At 47.2% G+C, this 15,346-nt stretch carries 18 protein-coding genes and 6 pseudogenes; 11 read left to right on the forward strand and 13 right to left on the reverse strand.

The features are described from left to right. Positions 1 to 164 precede the first annotated feature (164 nt). Positions 165 to 1,371: pseudogene (locus tag C1P89_RS09540) on the forward strand (IS110-like element ISEc20 family transposase). Here the strand turns inward: C1P89_RS09540 and C1P89_RS09545 are convergent. Next, positions 1,372 to 1,881, reverse strand: a pseudogene (locus C1P89_RS09545) (Y-family DNA polymerase); the annotation flags it as partial. Then, a complete protein-coding gene (locus tag C1P89_RS09550; protein WP_000897378.1) occupies positions 1,881 to 2,300 on the reverse strand; it encodes a translesion error-prone DNA polymerase V autoproteolytic subunit in 420 nt (139 codons plus the stop codon). The gene C1P89_RS09550 and the pseudogene C1P89_RS09545, both read right to left, overlap by 1 nt. A gap of 372 nt (positions 2,301 to 2,672) precedes the next feature. Here C1P89_RS09550 and hlyE point away from each other — a divergent pair, with 372 nt between their 5' ends. After that, positions 2,673 to 3,584 carry a hemolysin HlyE gene (gene hlyE, locus C1P89_RS09555; protein WP_005140034.1) on the forward strand — a complete coding sequence of 304 codons (912 nt, stop codon included), beginning with the start codon at positions 2,673 to 2,675 and terminating at the stop codon, positions 3,582 to 3,584. A 206-nt stretch (positions 3,585 to 3,790) separates the two neighbouring features. Here hlyE and ycgN read toward each other — a convergent pair whose 3' ends face one another. The 3 genes from ycgN to C1P89_RS09570 form a co-directional block, all read right to left on the reverse strand. Continuing rightward, on the reverse strand, positions 3,791 to 4,237 hold the full coding sequence (gene ycgN, locus C1P89_RS09560; RefSeq protein WP_001422012.1) for a cysteine cluster protein YcgN: 447 nt from the start codon (positions 4,235 to 4,237) through the stop codon (positions 3,791 to 3,793). A 91-nt stretch (positions 4,238 to 4,328) separates the two neighbouring features. Continuing rightward, the gene (locus tag C1P89_RS09565; protein WP_000284277.1) at positions 4,329 to 4,988 is read right to left on the reverse strand and encodes a fumarylacetoacetate hydrolase family protein; all 660 of its coding nucleotides are present in this window, start codon (positions 4,986 to 4,988) and stop codon (positions 4,329 to 4,331) included. A 71-nt stretch (positions 4,989 to 5,059) separates the two neighbouring features. Then, complete coding sequence (locus C1P89_RS09570; RefSeq protein WP_001297679.1) at positions 5,060 to 5,353, reverse strand: YcgL domain-containing protein; 294 nt, start codon at positions 5,351 to 5,353, stop codon at positions 5,060 to 5,062. A 241-nt stretch (positions 5,354 to 5,594) separates the two neighbouring features. On the opposite strand from C1P89_RS09570, the gene pliG reads away from it, so the two are divergent. Beyond that, positions 5,595 to 5,996 (forward strand): g-type lysoyme inhibitor PliG, encoded by a 402-nt coding sequence (pliG, locus tag C1P89_RS09575; protein WP_000695223.1) that lies wholly within the window; start codon positions 5,595 to 5,597, stop codon positions 5,994 to 5,996. A gap of 107 nt (positions 5,997 to 6,103) precedes the next feature. On the opposite strand, the gene C1P89_RS09580 is transcribed toward pliG, so the two are convergent. Beyond that, on the reverse strand, positions 6,104 to 6,472 hold the full coding sequence (locus tag C1P89_RS09580) for a YcgJ family protein (protein ID WP_001056860.1): 369 nt from the start codon (positions 6,470 to 6,472) through the stop codon (positions 6,104 to 6,106). Between the two features lie 519 nt (positions 6,473 to 6,991). Between C1P89_RS09580 and minC the strand changes: the two genes are divergently transcribed. Genes minC through minE form a run of 3 tightly spaced genes read left to right on the forward strand, consistent with a single transcriptional unit; the run spans position 6,992 to position 8,793 of the window. Beyond that, positions 6,992 to 7,687 carry a septum site-determining protein MinC gene (gene minC / locus C1P89_RS09585; protein WP_000072536.1) on the forward strand — a complete coding sequence of 232 codons (696 nt, stop codon included), beginning with the start codon at positions 6,992 to 6,994 and terminating at the stop codon, positions 7,685 to 7,687. Between the two features lie 23 nt (positions 7,688 to 7,710). After that, positions 7,711 to 8,523, forward strand: coding sequence for a septum site-determining protein MinD (minD, locus tag C1P89_RS09590; RefSeq protein ID WP_000101055.1), 813 nt, complete (start codon positions 7,711 to 7,713; stop codon positions 8,521 to 8,523). Between the two features lie 3 nt (positions 8,524 to 8,526). After that, a complete protein-coding gene (minE, locus tag C1P89_RS09595; RefSeq protein WP_001185665.1) occupies positions 8,527 to 8,793 on the forward strand; it encodes a cell division topological specificity factor MinE in 267 nt (88 codons plus the stop codon). Between the two features lie 381 nt (positions 8,794 to 9,174). Here the strand turns inward: minE and C1P89_RS26460 are convergent. The 3 genes and pseudogenes from C1P89_RS26460 to ymgJ form a co-directional block, all read right to left on the reverse strand. Further along, positions 9,175 to 9,237, reverse strand: a pseudogene (locus tag C1P89_RS26460) (hypothetical protein); the annotation flags it as partial. A gap of 34 nt (positions 9,238 to 9,271) precedes the next feature. After that, positions 9,272 to 9,391 (reverse strand): hypothetical protein, encoded by a 120-nt coding sequence (locus C1P89_RS09600; RefSeq protein WP_001131446.1) that lies wholly within the window; start codon positions 9,389 to 9,391, stop codon positions 9,272 to 9,274. Continuing rightward, positions 9,352 to 9,537 carry a protein YmgJ gene (gene ymgJ / locus C1P89_RS09605; RefSeq protein ID WP_001328621.1) on the reverse strand — a complete coding sequence of 62 codons (186 nt, stop codon included), beginning with the start codon at positions 9,535 to 9,537 and terminating at the stop codon, positions 9,352 to 9,354. Before ymgJ ends, C1P89_RS09600 begins: the two co-directional genes overlap by 40 nt. Before the next feature lie 100 nt (positions 9,538 to 9,637). Here ymgJ and ymgI point away from each other — a divergent pair, with 100 nt between their 5' ends. Genes ymgI through C1P89_RS09620 form a run of 3 tightly spaced genes read left to right on the forward strand, consistent with a single transcriptional unit; the run spans position 9,638 to position 10,496 of the window. Beyond that, a complete protein-coding gene (ymgI, locus tag C1P89_RS09610; protein WP_000122462.1) occupies positions 9,638 to 9,811 on the forward strand; it encodes a protein YmgI in 174 nt (57 codons plus the stop codon). A 1-nt stretch (position 9,812) separates the two neighbouring features. Further along, the gene (locus tag C1P89_RS09615) at positions 9,813 to 10,157 is read left to right on the forward strand and encodes a YMGG-like glycine zipper-containing protein (RefSeq protein WP_000726974.1); all 345 of its coding nucleotides are present in this window, start codon (positions 9,813 to 9,815) and stop codon (positions 10,155 to 10,157) included. Between the two features lie 3 nt (positions 10,158 to 10,160). Then, a complete protein-coding gene (locus C1P89_RS09620; RefSeq protein WP_000979977.1) occupies positions 10,161 to 10,496 on the forward strand; it encodes a YmgD family protein in 336 nt (111 codons plus the stop codon). 55 nt (positions 10,497 to 10,551) lie between these two features. On the opposite strand, the pseudogene C1P89_RS26465 reads toward C1P89_RS09620, so the two are convergent. The 4 genes and pseudogenes from C1P89_RS26465 to C1P89_RS09640 all read right to left on the reverse strand — a co-directional run. Beyond that, a pseudogene (locus tag C1P89_RS26465) lies at positions 10,552 to 10,659 on the reverse strand (autotransporter outer membrane beta-barrel domain-containing protein); the annotation flags it as partial. After that, a protein-coding gene (locus C1P89_RS09630) for an IS3 family transposase (RefSeq protein WP_112384451.1) occupies positions 10,660 to 11,888 on the reverse strand; the annotation gives its coding sequence in 2 pieces (ribosomal slippage) (positions 10,660 to 11,573 and positions 11,573 to 11,888; 1,230 coding nt in all). Between the two features lie 95 nt (positions 11,889 to 11,983). Then, positions 11,984 to 12,233 (reverse strand): annotated as a pseudogene (gene ymgC, locus C1P89_RS09635) (protein YmgC). A gap of 73 nt (positions 12,234 to 12,306) precedes the next feature. After that, positions 12,307 to 13,004, reverse strand: a protein-coding gene (locus C1P89_RS09640; RefSeq protein ID WP_094096600.1) for an IS1-like element IS1A family transposase whose coding sequence is annotated in 2 segments (ribosomal slippage) — positions 12,307 to 12,755 and positions 12,755 to 13,004 — 699 coding nt in all. Because the reading frame shifts where the segments join, the coding sequence is not laid out codon by codon here. 60 nt (positions 13,005 to 13,064) lie between these two features. On the opposite strand from C1P89_RS09640, the pseudogene bluF reads away from it, so the two are divergent. Next, positions 13,065 to 14,260 (forward strand): annotated as a pseudogene (gene bluF, locus C1P89_RS09645) (blue light-responsive regulator BluF). 204 nt (positions 14,261 to 14,464) lie between these two features. Further along, complete coding sequence (bluR, locus tag C1P89_RS09650; protein WP_000332291.1) at positions 14,465 to 15,196, forward strand: DNA-binding transcriptional repressor BluR; 732 nt, start codon at positions 14,465 to 14,467, stop codon at positions 15,194 to 15,196. The last annotated feature ends 150 nt before the right edge of the window (positions 15,197 to 15,346 follow it).

Here is a 15,346-nt window from a genome sequence, read left to right on the forward strand (position 1 = left end):
CCCAGTCGTCCATGATCCGGGGGGTGATGTCACCGGGTCTGGTGGGGCGCTGGTAACCGCTAATAGGGGTCAGGTCAGGCACTTTTGCCGGGACCGTCTGTAACGTGGATGCCGGTACCTGCTCCCCGTGGTTATCTGGTTAACCCATATACAAGGGAGACAGAATGACCGAATCCAGCGATTACGAATCCGTCCAGGTCTTTATCGGCGTTGATGTCGGTAAAGATACGCATCACGCTGTTGCCATTAATCGTTCAGGTAAACGCCTGTTCGATAAAGCATTACCCAACGACGAAAACAAACTCAGGTCGCTAATATCTGACCTGAAACAACATGGTCAGATACTGCTGGTTGTTGATCAGCCAGCTACCATCGGTGCGTTACCTGTCGCCGTTGCCCGCTCAGAAGGAGTCCTTGTCGGATACCTCCCTGGACTGGCCATGCGCCGCATAGCCGACTTACACGCCGGTGAAGCTAAAACTGATGCTCGTGACGCTGCCATCATTGCCGAAGCTGCCCGTACCCTGCCTCACGCGCTACGCACGCTGAAACTGGCTGACGAGCAAATCGCCGAACTCTCCATGCTCTGCGGCTTCGATGATGATCTTGCCGCACAGACAACGCAGGCCAGCAACCGTATCCGCGGCCTTCTGACCCAGATACATCCGGCACTGGAGCGCGTTCTCGGTCCGAGACTTGAGCACCCGGCGGTACTCGATCTTCTCCAGCGATATCCCTCACCAGAAAAACTCGCTTCGCTGGGCTTCGCTGGGTGAGAAGAAGCTGGCAGCCCAGCTCTGCAAACTTGCGCCTCGTCTGGGTAAACGCCTTGCAGCAGACATAGCTCAGGCACTGGCCGAACAAACCGTCGTCGTTCCCGGCACGAATGCCGCTGCCGTAGTACTGCCACGTCTGGCACTCCAGCTCATCACGCTGCGTAAGCAAAGAGACGAGGTGGCGCTTGAGGTAGAACAGCGAGTTCTTGCTCACCCTCTTTACCCGGTCCTGACCAGTATGCCCGGAGTCGGTGTCAGGACCGCAGCCAGACTCCTCACCGAGGTCGCCTGCCGCGCCTTCGCCTCTGCCGCACATCTCGCTGCTTATGCTGGCCTTGCGCCGGTAACTCGGCGATCCGGCTCGTCAATACGCGGTGAGCATCCCTCGCGACGGGGTAATAAAGCTCTCAAACGGGCGTTGTTCCTGTCGGCCTTCGCCGCGCTCAGGGATCCGCTCTCCAGGGCTTACTACACCCGCAAAATGAGTCAGGGAAAACGACACAATCAGGCGCTTATCGCCCTGGCGAGACGACGCTGCGACGTTCTGTTCGCCATGATGCGCGACGGGACTTTTTATACCCCGCAGGGGTCATAACATGCTTGACAACTTAATAGGGGCACCCCCCGTCTGCCGCTGCCATTTTTTTGCCGCATGATTGGCAAGCTTAGCCAGCGTTTTGGTCTGGGCGATCCCCATACCAACAGTAAGATGGGTACGTTGTAGCACCGTTGCGCGAATTTCTCTGCCAAAATCAGTCAGATCGCGACAATTACGCACACCTGTCAGATCGCAGAATGCCTCATCAATACTGTAAATCTCGACGCGGGGCGATAGTTCTTCCAGCGTCGACATCACCCGATTGCTCATGTCTGCGTAAAGCTCATAATTGCTGCTAAAGCAAACCACACCACAGCGACGAAACAGATCTTTTTGTTTGAACCAGGGATCGCCCATTTTAACACCCAGCGCCTTTGCCTCAGCGTTTCGGGCGATAACGCAACCGTCATTATTCGATAGCACAACCACCGGTTTACCCCATAAATCAGGGCGAAACACCGTCTCACAGCTGGCATAAAACGCGTTTACATCACAGAGAGCAAACATCAGCGCATCGCCTTAACGACGTGGATCACCACACCAAAGACATCCAGCGTATCTTCGCTACTGATGGTAATGGGCGAGTACGCACTGTTCATGGGAATAAGCTGTACCGTCGGGCGTAGTTGCAATTTTTTCACCGTAAACTCGCCGTCAACAGCAGCGATGACAATATCACCATGGCTGGCGGTAATAGCGCTATCGACAATCAGTAAATCACCGTCACTAATTCCACCATCAATCATAGAATCACCACTTGCTTTGACGAAGTAAGTCGCGCTGGGATGCTGGATCAACAGTTGATTCAGATCGATGCGCTGTTCGACGTAATCTGCTGCCGGTGAAGGAAAGCCACACTGAACAAGATCGCTAAATAGCGGAAAAGTCACAATTTCGCGGAGATCCGCAGGCTTGATAAACAACATAATAATCTGCCTGAAGTTATACTGTTTTTATATACAGTAATCTGTTCTTGCCAGCAGATCAATACTGATTCAGGCTATCAATATTTGTCGCTGCATAGACTGCTGATTTTTCGTTCTCTTATCCTGTGCTCACGTGGCCTTCTGGCGACGACGCTCATCCAGCAGAAATGAAAAATATCACCCGGCAAAAAAATAGAATAGAAGCATTCGCCATAATGACATTAAACATTGTTTGATATTTATCATATTAATAGAAATAAAGACATTGACGCATCCCGCCCGGCTAACTATGAATTAGATGAAGTAAAATTTATTAATAGTTGTAAAACAGGAGTTTCATTACAATTTATATATTTAAAGAGGCGAATGATTATGACTGAAATCGTTGCAGATAAAACGGTAGAAGTAGTTAAAAACGCAATCGAAACCGCAGATGGAGCATTAGATCTTTATAATAAATATCTCGATCAGGTCATCCCCTGGCAGACCTTTGATGAAACCATAAAAGAGTTAAGTCGCTTTAAACAGGAGTATTCACAGGCAGCCTCCGTTTTAGTCGGCGATATTAAAACCTTACTTATGGATAGCCAGGATAAGTATTTTGAAGCAACCCAAACAGTGTATGAATGGTGTGGTGTTGCGACGCAATTGCTCGCTGCGTATATTTTGCTATTTGATGAGTACAATGAGAAGAAAGCATCCGCCCAGAAAGACATTCTCATTAAGGTACTGGATGACGGCATCACGAAGCTGAATGAAGCGCAAAAATCCCTGCTGGTAAGCTCACAAAGTTTCAACAACGCTTCCGGGAAACTGCTGGCGTTAGATAGCCAGTTAACCAATGATTTTTCAGAAAAAAGCAGCTATTTCCAGTCACAGGTAGATAAAATCAGGAAGGAAGCGTATGCCGGTGCCGCAGCCGGTGTCGTCGCCGGTCCATTTGGTTTAATCATTTCCTATTCTATTGCTGCGGGCGTAGTTGAAGGGAAACTGATCCCAGAATTGAAGAACAAGTTAAAATCTGTGCAGAGTTTCTTTACCACCCTGTCTAACACGGTTAAACAAGCGAATAAAGATATCGATGCCGCCAAATTGAAATTAACCACCGAAATAGCCGCCATCGGAGAGATAAAAACGGAAACTGAAACCACCAGATTCTACGTTGATTATGATGATTTAATGCTTTCTTTGCTAAAAGAAGCGGCCAAAAAAATGATTAACACCTGTAATGAGTATCAGAAAAAACACGGTAAAAAGACACTCTTTGAGGTACCTGAAGTCTGATCAGCGATTATTCTCTCCATGTACTCAAGGTATAAGGTTTATCACATTTAAAAACACAGACGTTTTTTAAAGATTGAGAGTTACCTGTTGATAATAAGGTATCGGGTAACTCTCATTATGACAGAGCGCTTTCAAAAACAGGGCTACGAAATGGCGAGCATCCAGACGTATATTAAGAAAGCCCCCATCAACATCTATTAAATTTATCACTGCGCCCAGTCAGGTTTATTTAAGATATGATCCTGCCAGTCAATCACTTCTGATTCTTTCACTGCGATATGACGCACAGAGATACGTTCACCATGCATTGCCGCTTTCGAACCAGTAAGTAGCGGATGCCACGCAGGTAAATCTTTACCTTCCGCCAGCAAACGATAAGCGCAGATCATTGGCAGCCATTCGAATGTTGGCAGATTTTCACGGGTTAATTTAATGCAGTCGGGTTCAAACTCGAAACGACGTTCGTAGTTCCGACATTGACAAGTTTTAATATTGAGCTGGCGACAGGCGACGTTAGTGAAGTAGATTTCGTCGGTGTCTTCATCCATCAGTTTATGCAGGCAACACTGACCGCAACCATCACACAACGACTCCCATTCCGCATCGCTCATTTCGTCCAGGGTTTTACTTTGCCAGAAAGGTACATCGCTCATCAGGTGTTCCGCCATTACGTTAAAACGCACCTTATAACCAGTCTGGCACAGCGATGCAAGTTTTGCCGCCGCTTTCAGGCGGCAAAAAGTATTACAAAACGCGAGTTGTCAAAGAATGCCCATCGAAAGTGACTGTCAGCTCATCACCGCTTTGCAACGGGCCGACGCCATCAGGCGTGCCTGTCAACACAACGTCACCGGCCTTGAGGGTAAAAAACTTGCTCATATAAGCGATCAACGGAACGATTTTATGGATCATGTCCGCAGTCGTACCTTGCTGGCGTTGTTCGCCGTTTACGCTCAGGCCCAGCGTTGTATTTTGTGGATCGCCGGTAAATTCCGCCGCGGGGATAAACCCGGAAAGCGGACAAGAGTTATCAAACGCTTTAGCCTTTTCCCACGGCTGCCCGGCTTTCTTCATTTTTCCCTGAACATCACGCAATGTCAGATCAAGCGCCACGCCGTAACCGGCAATGGCTTTGCGGACATGCTCTTCCGTTGCCTGACGCAGCGTCGCGCCAATCAACACCGCCAGTTCGACTTCATGATGAACTGAACCGAAATCGGATGGGATCGCCAATGGCTGCCGCAGATCGCACAGTGCCGTTTCTGGTTTAATAAACAGCACTGGCTCTTCGGGCACTGCGCTGCCCATCTCTTTAATATGTTTGGCATAGTTACTGCCAACACAGACTACTTTACTCACCGGATAATCCAGCAGCGCACCTTGCCAGTTGTGATGTTGATACATAACGTTCCCCTCACCTTATCGTGGATATGAAAACCCGCGCCGACAAAGATAATGCCACCGCCGGATATCGGTTATTTGTTAGTGTCGTCTGTTTTCTGCCCCATGACGGAAAGATGTTGCTTCAGCAAATCTTCAGGTGGTGGCGGTAACTGCAAATAGTAACCTTGCTCGGTTAATGCCAGTTTAACCTTTTCAATATCAGCATTGACCAGTTTCTTCCGCCCATCCAACGGCAGAATCATCGCTAACTGAGGCTGACCAAAACCTTTCATCAGTTCCTCAGGAACACGCGAAAAATCGTCTTTTTTTTCGACATATAAATAGGTCTGGTCACGCTTGCTGCTTCGATAAATCACACAAAACATACTTTTACTCTTTAAGATGCCAGGTTTTGGCATAAGCTAACATCAATGAAACCCGCGCCACAAGCCAACCAGCTGTAGATTTCTGCGGTTTGTTGAGTCCATGCCCCTTTATAAGTAATCCCCCCGGCAAAAAATGCCGCGCCGGGATTTTACCGAACGCAGAAAAGCCACTGGAATTCTCCCGTAAGGGATTGTTATATTATAACAGTTCATCGTACTCATTCTGAACAGGAGACTACCAATGAAAATCAAGAGCATCAGTAAGGCTGTATTGCTGCTTGCACTGCTAACCTCCACGAGCTTTGCTGCGGGTAAAAATGTCAATGTTGAGTTCAGCAAAGGCCATAGCAGCGCTCAGTACTCCGGCGAAATAAAGGGATACGATTACGATACATATACCTTCTATGCCAAAAAAGGTCAGAAAGTGCATGTGAGTATCTCTAATGAAGGCGCTGATACTTATCTCTTCGGGCCAGGAATCGATGATTCTGTTGATTTATCCAGATATTCCCCAGAACTCGATAGTCACGGACAATACTCACTCCCTGCTTCTGGCAAATATGAGCTGCGAGTGCTGCAAACTCGAAACGACGCCCGTAAAAACAAAACTAAAAAATATAACGTCGATATTCAAATTAAGTAAATGTCAACCGACGGGGACTATCCCCATCATAGACGTTAACGCCCCACTCCTCTCTGTCGCTCAAGAGGTTAATGACGAATAGCAGAGAACATAATGTAAACAAGGCATCACTCACGACACATAAATAACATCTTTGTGGTGGTTTGATTGATTTTTCCACTCCGCTTACCATCTACACCAAAATAACGATCATCACGACATAATTTTTCTTTAACATCGCAAAATACACCGTTAGCGAATGTAAATTCGCTGGGATCGTAGCCTTGTAATGATTGTAAGTTTTCAGCGGCTTTTTCGCCGAGATATTTCCTTGTTAACTCTGGGGAAATGCCATCTGAGTTCACACAAATATACGGGTCGCAAACAACGCCGCACGCCGGAGATTGAAGTCCGCCAGCGTCATGTCCAGACGCCATTGATGAGAACATCATCCCCACACCTGACAATCCGATATAAATAATACGCATCATATTCATAGCACATCCTGATAATCCAACCGTACAACACTTATGCTCATTTCGTCATCAATCCGTAATCAAAACCGCTGACCTGGACGAGTTACGATGACCTGACAGAAGTATCAGACGTCTTCTGCGGTTTCTATGATAGAGCAATTCTGTGGCGGATATTAAGATAACGGGTATCTGTTCTTTAATGATGCTGCAAAAAATGGAAAGTTAAGAAAGCCTGGCGTGGTGAAAAAATACACTTGCCTCAATGCTGGATATTTAAACAGGTCTGGAGATGCTGTCACGATTAGGGTGCGGAAAAAGGAAGCGTAAATAAGAAGAATCAAAAGTACGGCGGCAATGGGTTGATTGACAAGGGTATTTTTTAAGCTATGAATCAGCGCCATTTATCACAGAATAGACTTTTACTCTGAATAAATGGGAGGGTGACTTGCCTCAATATAATCCAGACTATAACATGCCTTATAGTCTTCGGAACATCATCGCGCGCTGGCGATGATTAATAGCTAATTGAGTAAGGCCAGGATGTCAAACACGCCAATCGAGCTTAAAGGCAGTAGCTTCACTTTATCTGTGGTTCATCTGCATGAGGCAGAACCTAAGGTTATCCATCAGGCGCTGGAAGACAAAATCGCTCAGGCCCCCGCATTTTTAAAACATGCCCCCGTTGTACTCAACGTCAGTGCACTGGAAGACCCGGTAAACTGGTCAGCGATGCATAAGGCGGTTTCGGCAACCGGTTTGCGGGTTATTGGCGTAAGTGGCTGCAAAGACGCGCAACTTAAAGCCGAAATTGAAAAAATGGGGCTGCCTATCCTGACGGAAGGAAAGGAAAAAGCGCCACGTCCAGCTCCCGCACCACAGGCTCCAGCGCAAAATACCACGCCGGTCACAAAAACGCGTTTAATAGATACCCCGGTGCGTTCCGGTCAGCGTATTTATGCTCCACAATGTGATCTGATTGTTACAAGCCACGTTAGCGCTGGGGCCGAATTGATTGCCGATGGGAACATTCATGTCTATGGCATGATGCGCGGTCGTGCGCTGGCAGGGGCAAGTGGTGACCGGGAAACGCAAATATTTTGTACGAACCTGATGGCGGAATTGGTGTCCATCGCAGGTGAATACTGGCTGAGTGATCAAATCCCAGCAGAATTTTATGGCAAAGCGGCGCGACTGCAGTTAGTCGAAAACGCTTTGACCGTTCAACCGTTAAATTGATCCCTTTTTAACAAGGAATTTCTATGGCACGCATTATTGTTGTTACTTCGGGCAAAGGGGGGGTTGGTAAGACAACCTCCAGCGCGGCCATCGCCACTGGTTTGGCCCAGAAGGGAAAGAAAACTGTCGTGATAGATTTTGATATCGGCCTGCGTAATCTCGACCTGATTATGGGTTGCGAACGCCGGGTCGTTTACGATTTCGTCAACGTCATTCAGGGCGATGCAACGCTAAATCAGGCGTTAATTAAAGATAAGCGTACTGAAAATCTCTATATTCTTCCGGCATCGCAAACACGCGATAAAGATGCCCTCACCCGTGAAGGGGTCGCCAAAGTTCTTGATGATCTGAAAGCGATGGATTTTGAATTTATCGTTTGTGACTCCCCGGCAGGGATTGAAACCGGTGCGTTAATGGCACTCTATTTTGCAGACGAAGCCATTATTACCACCAACCCGGAAGTCTCCTCAGTACGCGACTCTGACCGTATTTTAGGCATTCTGGCGTCGAAATCACGCCGCGCAGAAAATGGCGAAGAGCCTATTAAAGAGCACCTGCTGTTAACGCGCTATAACCCAGGCCGCGTAAGCAGAGGTGACATGCTGAGCATGGAAGATGTGCTGGAGATCCTGCGCATCAAACTCGTCGGCGTGATCCCAGAGGATCAATCAGTATTGCGCGCCTCTAACCAAGGTGAACCGGTCATTCTCGACATTAACGCCGATGCGGGTAAAGCCTACGCAGATACCGTAGAACGTCTGTTGGGAGAAGAACGTCCTTTCCGCTTCATTGAAGAAGAGAAGAAAGGCTTCCTCAAACGCTTGTTCGGAGGATAAGTTATGGCATTACTCGATTTCTTTCTCTCGCGGAAGAAAAACACAGCCAACATTGCAAAAGAACGGCTGCAGATTATTGTTGCTGAACGCCGTCGCAGCGATGCAGAACCGCATTATCTGCCGCAGTTGCGTAAAGATATTCTTGAGGTCATTTGTAAATACGTACAAATTGATCCTGAGATGGTAACCGTACAGCTTGAGCAAAAAGATGGCGATATTTCTATTCTTGAGCTGAACGTGACCTTACCGGAAGCAGAAGAGCTGAAATAAGCCCGCTGTAAAAACGCATTTATCTTCAAGGCAGAGTCATTTCTGCCTTGAGTTTTTCATCCCTCTCATCCACGTTGTGGTAAAGCGGCGAGTATTCTTGCTGATACTCCTCATTGCTATTTCCACCTCCCCCTTTACACCTTAAGGCTGTTCCCACGCACAGAACATAATGTTTATGCCTGGCTGAGTAAATAACCTTATTGTTAGTGTGGATACACTGGGGGATGATAACCCCGCAATTTCATTATTCATTGTTCTCCCATAGGATGAGGTTTCCCGCCGTAACTGGCGGGCTTTTTTTGCCCCAGAATTTTCCCTTTTAGCCCCCTGTAAACGAAAACTGCGCCGAAGCGCAGTTTAATCGTTGATGGTCAGAACGACCAGTTCACGATATATACTGCGGGTATCGACTGATTTCGATTCCATGCCATTGGATAAATGATAGTAGCGTCTAAGTGACCTAAGCTCTGCTGCAACATCAGCCCGCAGGCACCAGACCAGGGGATTCATCCTGAAGAGACAGCGCAGGTGTATTGTGTTCACCGCTCACCAAAGACATCATGATGAAATGATGATATCCCGCATAAGAAAGAGGCATTTTTTAAACGCAGTGCGCTGAAGTGTAGTTGGATAAAAAATCACTCTTTTCAGATAATACTGTCGTACGCTTATCTTTCGACAATGAGGCCGTCGGCAAAATAAAATGACTAATGTAATCGTTGCTGATGAATATCTTCTGCTCACATAAAAATCACACAATAATATTGATAAATCAGATTATCTTACCTTTACAACATTGCGTTAACAGTCAATGATACTTCTTGAATAAAAATATTGCCAATCAATGAGTTATTCCTCATTTAAGATTATTCTCATTCACGTAAAAAACATAATTCCTATCATCACAGCCACGCTCATTTTGAATTATCTGAATAATAGCGAGCGTTCTTTAGTTAAGCAGATCTTAATTGAAGACGAAATTATTGTGTGTGCAACTTACTTAATACCGGACATCTAAGTTGAAGAAAAAAATACTTGCCTTCGGGCTTATCTCAGCATTGTTCTGCTCCACGCCAGCGATGGCGGATATGAACCGCACCACGAAAGGTGCATTGCTAGGCGCAGGCGTTGGATTACTTACTGGCAATGGTGTTAATGGCGTACTGAAAGGTGCAGCTGTTGGCGCTGGTGTTGGTGCAGTAACAGAAAAAGGCCGCGACGGTAAAAATGCACGTAAAGGTGCAAAAGTGGGTGCCGCCGTTGGTGCTGTCACTGGCGTTCTGACCGGCAATGGCCTCGAAGGGGCGATTAAAGGTGCCGTGATTGGCGGTACGGGTGGTGCAATTCTGGGTAAAATGAAATAAGGAATGATGATGAAAAAATTTGCTTTACTGGCGGGCCTGTTTGTTTTCGCACCAATGACCTGGGCGCAGGACTACAATATTAAAAACGGTTTGCCGTCAGAAACCTATATTACTTGCGCAGAAGCCAACGAAATGGCAAAAACTGACAGCGCACAGGTTGCAGAAATTGTTGCGGTGATGGGTAATGCCAGCGTTGCCAGCCGTGATTTAAAAATTGAGCAATCTCCGGAACTGAGCGCCAAAGTGGTAGAAAAACTGAATCAGGTTTGCGCTAAAGACCCGCAAATGCTGTTGATCACGGCAATTGATGACACCATGCGTGCTATCGGCAAAAAATAATATTTAATATGTTACCGCGTCGATGAATTCGACGCGGTATTTTAGCTAACGGGGATCAGAACTTATATTTCAGGCCCACCATCACTGCGGTGTCATTGTAGCCATTATCACCCAGCTGCACGCCCACATTACCCCAGACACTGGCCGCCGGATGGATTTGCCCCTATATTTCCAGACACCTGTTATCACTTAACCCATTACTGGCTTGCTGCCGTAGATATTCCCGTGGCGAGCGATAACCCAGTGCACTATGCGGATGCCATTCGTTATAATGCTCGAACGCCTCTGCAAGGTTCTTTGCTGCCGTTAACCCGTCTGGTTTGGGCATGACACTGATGTAGTCACGCTTTATCGTTTTCACGAAGCTCTCTGCTATGCCGTTACTCTCCGGACTCCGCACCGCCGTGCTCTTCGGTTCAAGCCCCAACATCCGGGCAAACTGCCGTGTTTCATTAGCCCGGTAGCATGAACCATTATCCGTCAGCCACTCTACTGGAGACGCCGGAAGCTCGTTGCCGAAGCGGCGTTCCACCGCTCCCAGCATGACGTCCTGTACTGTTTCACTGTTGAAGCCGCCCGTAGTGACCGCCCAGTGCAGTGCCTCACGGTCACAGCAGTCCAGCGCGAACGTGACTCGCAGTTTTTCTCCGTTATCACAGCGGAACTCGAACCCGTCAGAGCACCATCGCTGATTACTTTCTTTCACAGCCACTCTGCCTGTATGTGCCCGTTTCGATGGCGGTACAGCAGGTTTTCGCTCAAGCAACAGCGCATTCTGGCGCATGATCCGGTAAACACGTTTGGCATTGATCGCAGGCATACCATCAAGTTCTGCCTGTCTGCGAAGCAGCGCCCATACCCGACGATAACCATACGTGGGCAGCTCTCCGATAACATGGTGTATACGGAGAAGCACATCCGTATCATCAGTGTGACGACTGTGGCGGCCATCCATCCAGTCATCGGTTCGTCTGAGAATGACGTGCAACTGCGCACGCGACACCCGGAGACAACGGCTGACTAAGCTTACTCCCCATCCCCGGGCAATAAGGGCGCGTGCGCTATCCACTTTTTTGCCCGTCCATATTCAACGGCTTCTTTGAGGAGTTCATTTTCCATCGTTTTCTTGCCGAGCAGGCGCTGGAGTTCTTTAATCTGCTTCATGGCGGCAGCAAGTTCAGAGGCAGGAACAACCTGTTCTCCGGCGGCCACAGCAGTAAGACTTCCTTCCTGGTATTGCTTACGCCAGAGAAATAACTGGCTGGCTGCTACACCATGTTGCCGGGCAACGAGGGAGACCGTCATCCCCGGTTCAAAGCTCTGCTGAACAATTGCGATCTTTTCCTGTGTGGTACGCCGTCTGCGTTTCTCCGGTCCTAAGACATCAATCATCTGCTCTCCAATGACTAGTCTAAAAACTAGTATTAAGACTATCACTTATTTAAGTGATACTGGTTATCTGGAGATTCAGGGGGCCAGTCTAAGTTCTAAGAGAGCACGGATTCCCTGTCATTAATAATGATATCCGTTAGTGTAGTCTTATGCATTTCAATGTACTGCAATATTTGCAGATAGAGATCAGAAAGAATCACACTGGTTTCATCTTTTAAACGCAAGCGTAAAGCCTGATCAATAATATGACTATCAACATACCCATGCGTCATGAACACCTCCCTCTCGAGATTTTTAAACAAAGCACATTGAAAAAATAAATCTCTCTGGGATTGAATTATTCATGTCAGCCTCGTAGAAATATTAACCTAATAAAATTATGCTGTGTATAGTCTAAAGCGACGGTAATGACTCCAACTTATTGATAGTGTTTTATGTTCAGATAATGCCCGATGACTTTGTCATGCAGCTCCACCGATTTTGAGAACGACAGCGACTTCCGTCCCAGCCGTGCCAGGTGCTGCCTCAGATTCAGGTTATGCCGCTCAATTCGCTGCGTATATCGCTTGCTGATTACGTGCAGCTTTCCCTTCAGGCGGGATTCATACAGCGGCCAGCCATCCGTCATCCATATCACCACGTCAAAGGGTGACAGCAGGCTCATAAGACGCCCCAGCGTCGCCATAGTGCGTTCACCGAATACGTGCGCAACAACCGTCTTCCGGAGACTGTCATACGCGTAAAACAGCCAGCGCTGGCGCGATTTAGCCCCGACATAGCCCCACTGTTCGTCCATTTCCGCGCAGACGATGACGTCACTGCCCGGCTGTATGCGCGAGGTTACCGACTGCGGCCTGAGTTTTTTAAGTGACGTAAAATCGTGTTGAGGCCAACGCCCATAATGCGTGCAGTTGCCCGGCATCCAACGCCATTCATGGCCATATCAATGATTTTCTGGTGCGTACCGGGTTGAGAAGCGGTGTAAGTGAACTGCAGTTGCCATGTTTTACGGCAGTGAGAGCAGAGATAGCGCTGATGTCCGGCAGTGCTTTTGCCGTTACGCACCACCCCGTCAGTAGCTGAACAGGAGGGACAGCTGATAGAAACAGAAGCCACTGGAGCACCTCAAAAACACCATCATACACTAAATCAGTAAGTTGGCAGCATCACCTGTTAATGCTTACCACCCTTATTTATCGTAGCCATATACGTGACGACGAACCTGTCAAAAAAATCGAAGAAATGGTTTCGATAGCAAATCGCAGGAACATGCAGTCTGACGTAACAGGGATCTTACTGTTTAATGGTTCTCATTTTTTCCAGCTTCTGGAAGGTCCGGAAGAACAGGTTAAAATGATATATCGGGCTATATGCCAGGATCCACGGCACTATAATATTGTTGAGCTGCTGTGCGATTACGCGCCTGCTCGCCGTTTTGGCAAAGCGGGAATGGAATTATTTGATTTGCGCCTGCACGAGCGAGATGACGTTTTACAGGCCGTATTCGACAAAGGCACATCAAAATTTCAGCTAACTTATGATGACAGAGCGCTACAATTTTTTCGTACTTTTGTCCTTGCAACCGAACAATCAACCTATTTCGAGATCCCTGCCGAAGACTCCTGGCTTTTTATCGCTGACGGATCTGATAAAGAACTTGATTCCTGTACCCTTTCACCAACTATAAACGACCACTTTGCCTTTCATCCCTTATCGCGGCGGATAATCGCTTTTGAAGCCATTGTGCAAAAAAATGAAGCCCATCAGCCATAGCGGTTGGGCAGCGTAAAGACGGGGAAATCTACACAGCGGATCTCAAAAGTAAGGCGCTTGCATTCGCGATGGCACACGCACTTGAGCTCGGTGATAAAATGATTTCAATCAATCTATTACCTATGACCCTGGTTAACGAACCTGACGCAGTCTCTTTTTTACTTGATGAAATAAAGGCCAATGCTCTGGTGCCTGAACAAATCATCGTTGAATTTACTGAAAGTGAAGTTATATCTCGGTTTGATGAGTTTGCAGAAGCGATTAAATCGCTTAAGGCTGCCGGTATCAGTGTAGCAATTGATCATTTTGGCGCAGGTTTTGCCGGTTTGTTACTCCTGTCACGCTTCCAGCCTGACAGAATTAAAATCAGTCAGGAATTGATTACCAATGTTCATAAAAGCGGGCCACGGCAGGCAATTATTCAAGCGATCATAAAATGCTGTACATCACTTGAAATTCAAGTCAGTGCTATGGGCGTGGCAACACCAGAAGAGTGGATGTGGCTTGAATCCGCAGGAATTGAGATGTTTCAGGGAGATCTGTTTGCTAAAGCTAAATTGAATGGTATCCCTTCCATAGCGTGGCCAGAGAAAAAATAATTTTCAGCACATTCTTTCACATGATTTCAGTAAATCATCGTGAAAATGAATACGTTATGTTTAAATTTAATCCACATTAAATATAATGTTTCATCCAATTTAGCTGAAATCTTATTTATACTTTGTACAATTTTAGCGTATATTGTACAAAGTATTATTGGGTCGTGTACAGGCGGCGGAGATTTATGACCGCAAGGAGGAATTGTGGCTTATTACAGCATTGGTGATGTTGCTGAACGTTGCGGGATTAATCCTGTCACTCTCCGGGCCTGGCAACGCCGCTACGGTTTGTTAAAACCACAGCGCAGTGAAGGCGGACACCGACTCTTTGATGAAGAAGACATACAACGCATCGAAGAGATCAAGCGTTGGATAAGTAATGGCGTCCCTGTAGGCAAAGTTAAAGCATTACTGGAAACCACCAGCCAGGATACGGAAGATGACTGGAACCGCCTGCAAGAAGAGATGATGTCAATTCTTCGTATGGCTAATCCTGCCAAACTACGCGCGAGAATTATTTCACTGGGTCGAGAGTACCCAGTAGATCAATTGATTAATCATGTTTACCTTCCTGTTCGCCAGCGTCTCGTGCTTGATCACAACACCTCCCGCATTATGAGCAGTATGTTTGACGGCGCATTAATTGAATATGCAGCAGCCTCACTTTTCGAAATGCGCCGTAAGCCCGGTAAAGAAGCCATTCTGATGGCGTGGAATGTTGAAGAGAGAGCACGATTGTGGCTGGAAGCATGGCGTTTATCATTGTCAGGATGGCACATTTCTGTTCTTGCTGATCCCATTGAATCGCCGCGCCCGGAACTGTTCCCGACGCAAACATTGATTGTCTGGACAGGCATGGCACCAACGAGAAGGCAAAACGAACTTTTACAACATTGGGGTGAGCAAGGTTATAAAGTCATCTTTCATGCCCCCTAATTTCACCTTTATCCCGCCCCTTAGACAGAATGTTATAATCTGAACCCACAACAGCATTTGTACCGGAGCTGGTCCGTTGCAAAATGCTCACCGGAAGAATTCAGGTAATCCCTCTATCACACTCTGTACATATCACAGCCAAAGGACAGA

The sequence above is a fragment of the Shigella sonnei genome, from assembly GCF_002950395.1.
GTDB lineage: Bacteria > Pseudomonadota > Gammaproteobacteria > Enterobacterales > Enterobacteriaceae > ECMA0423.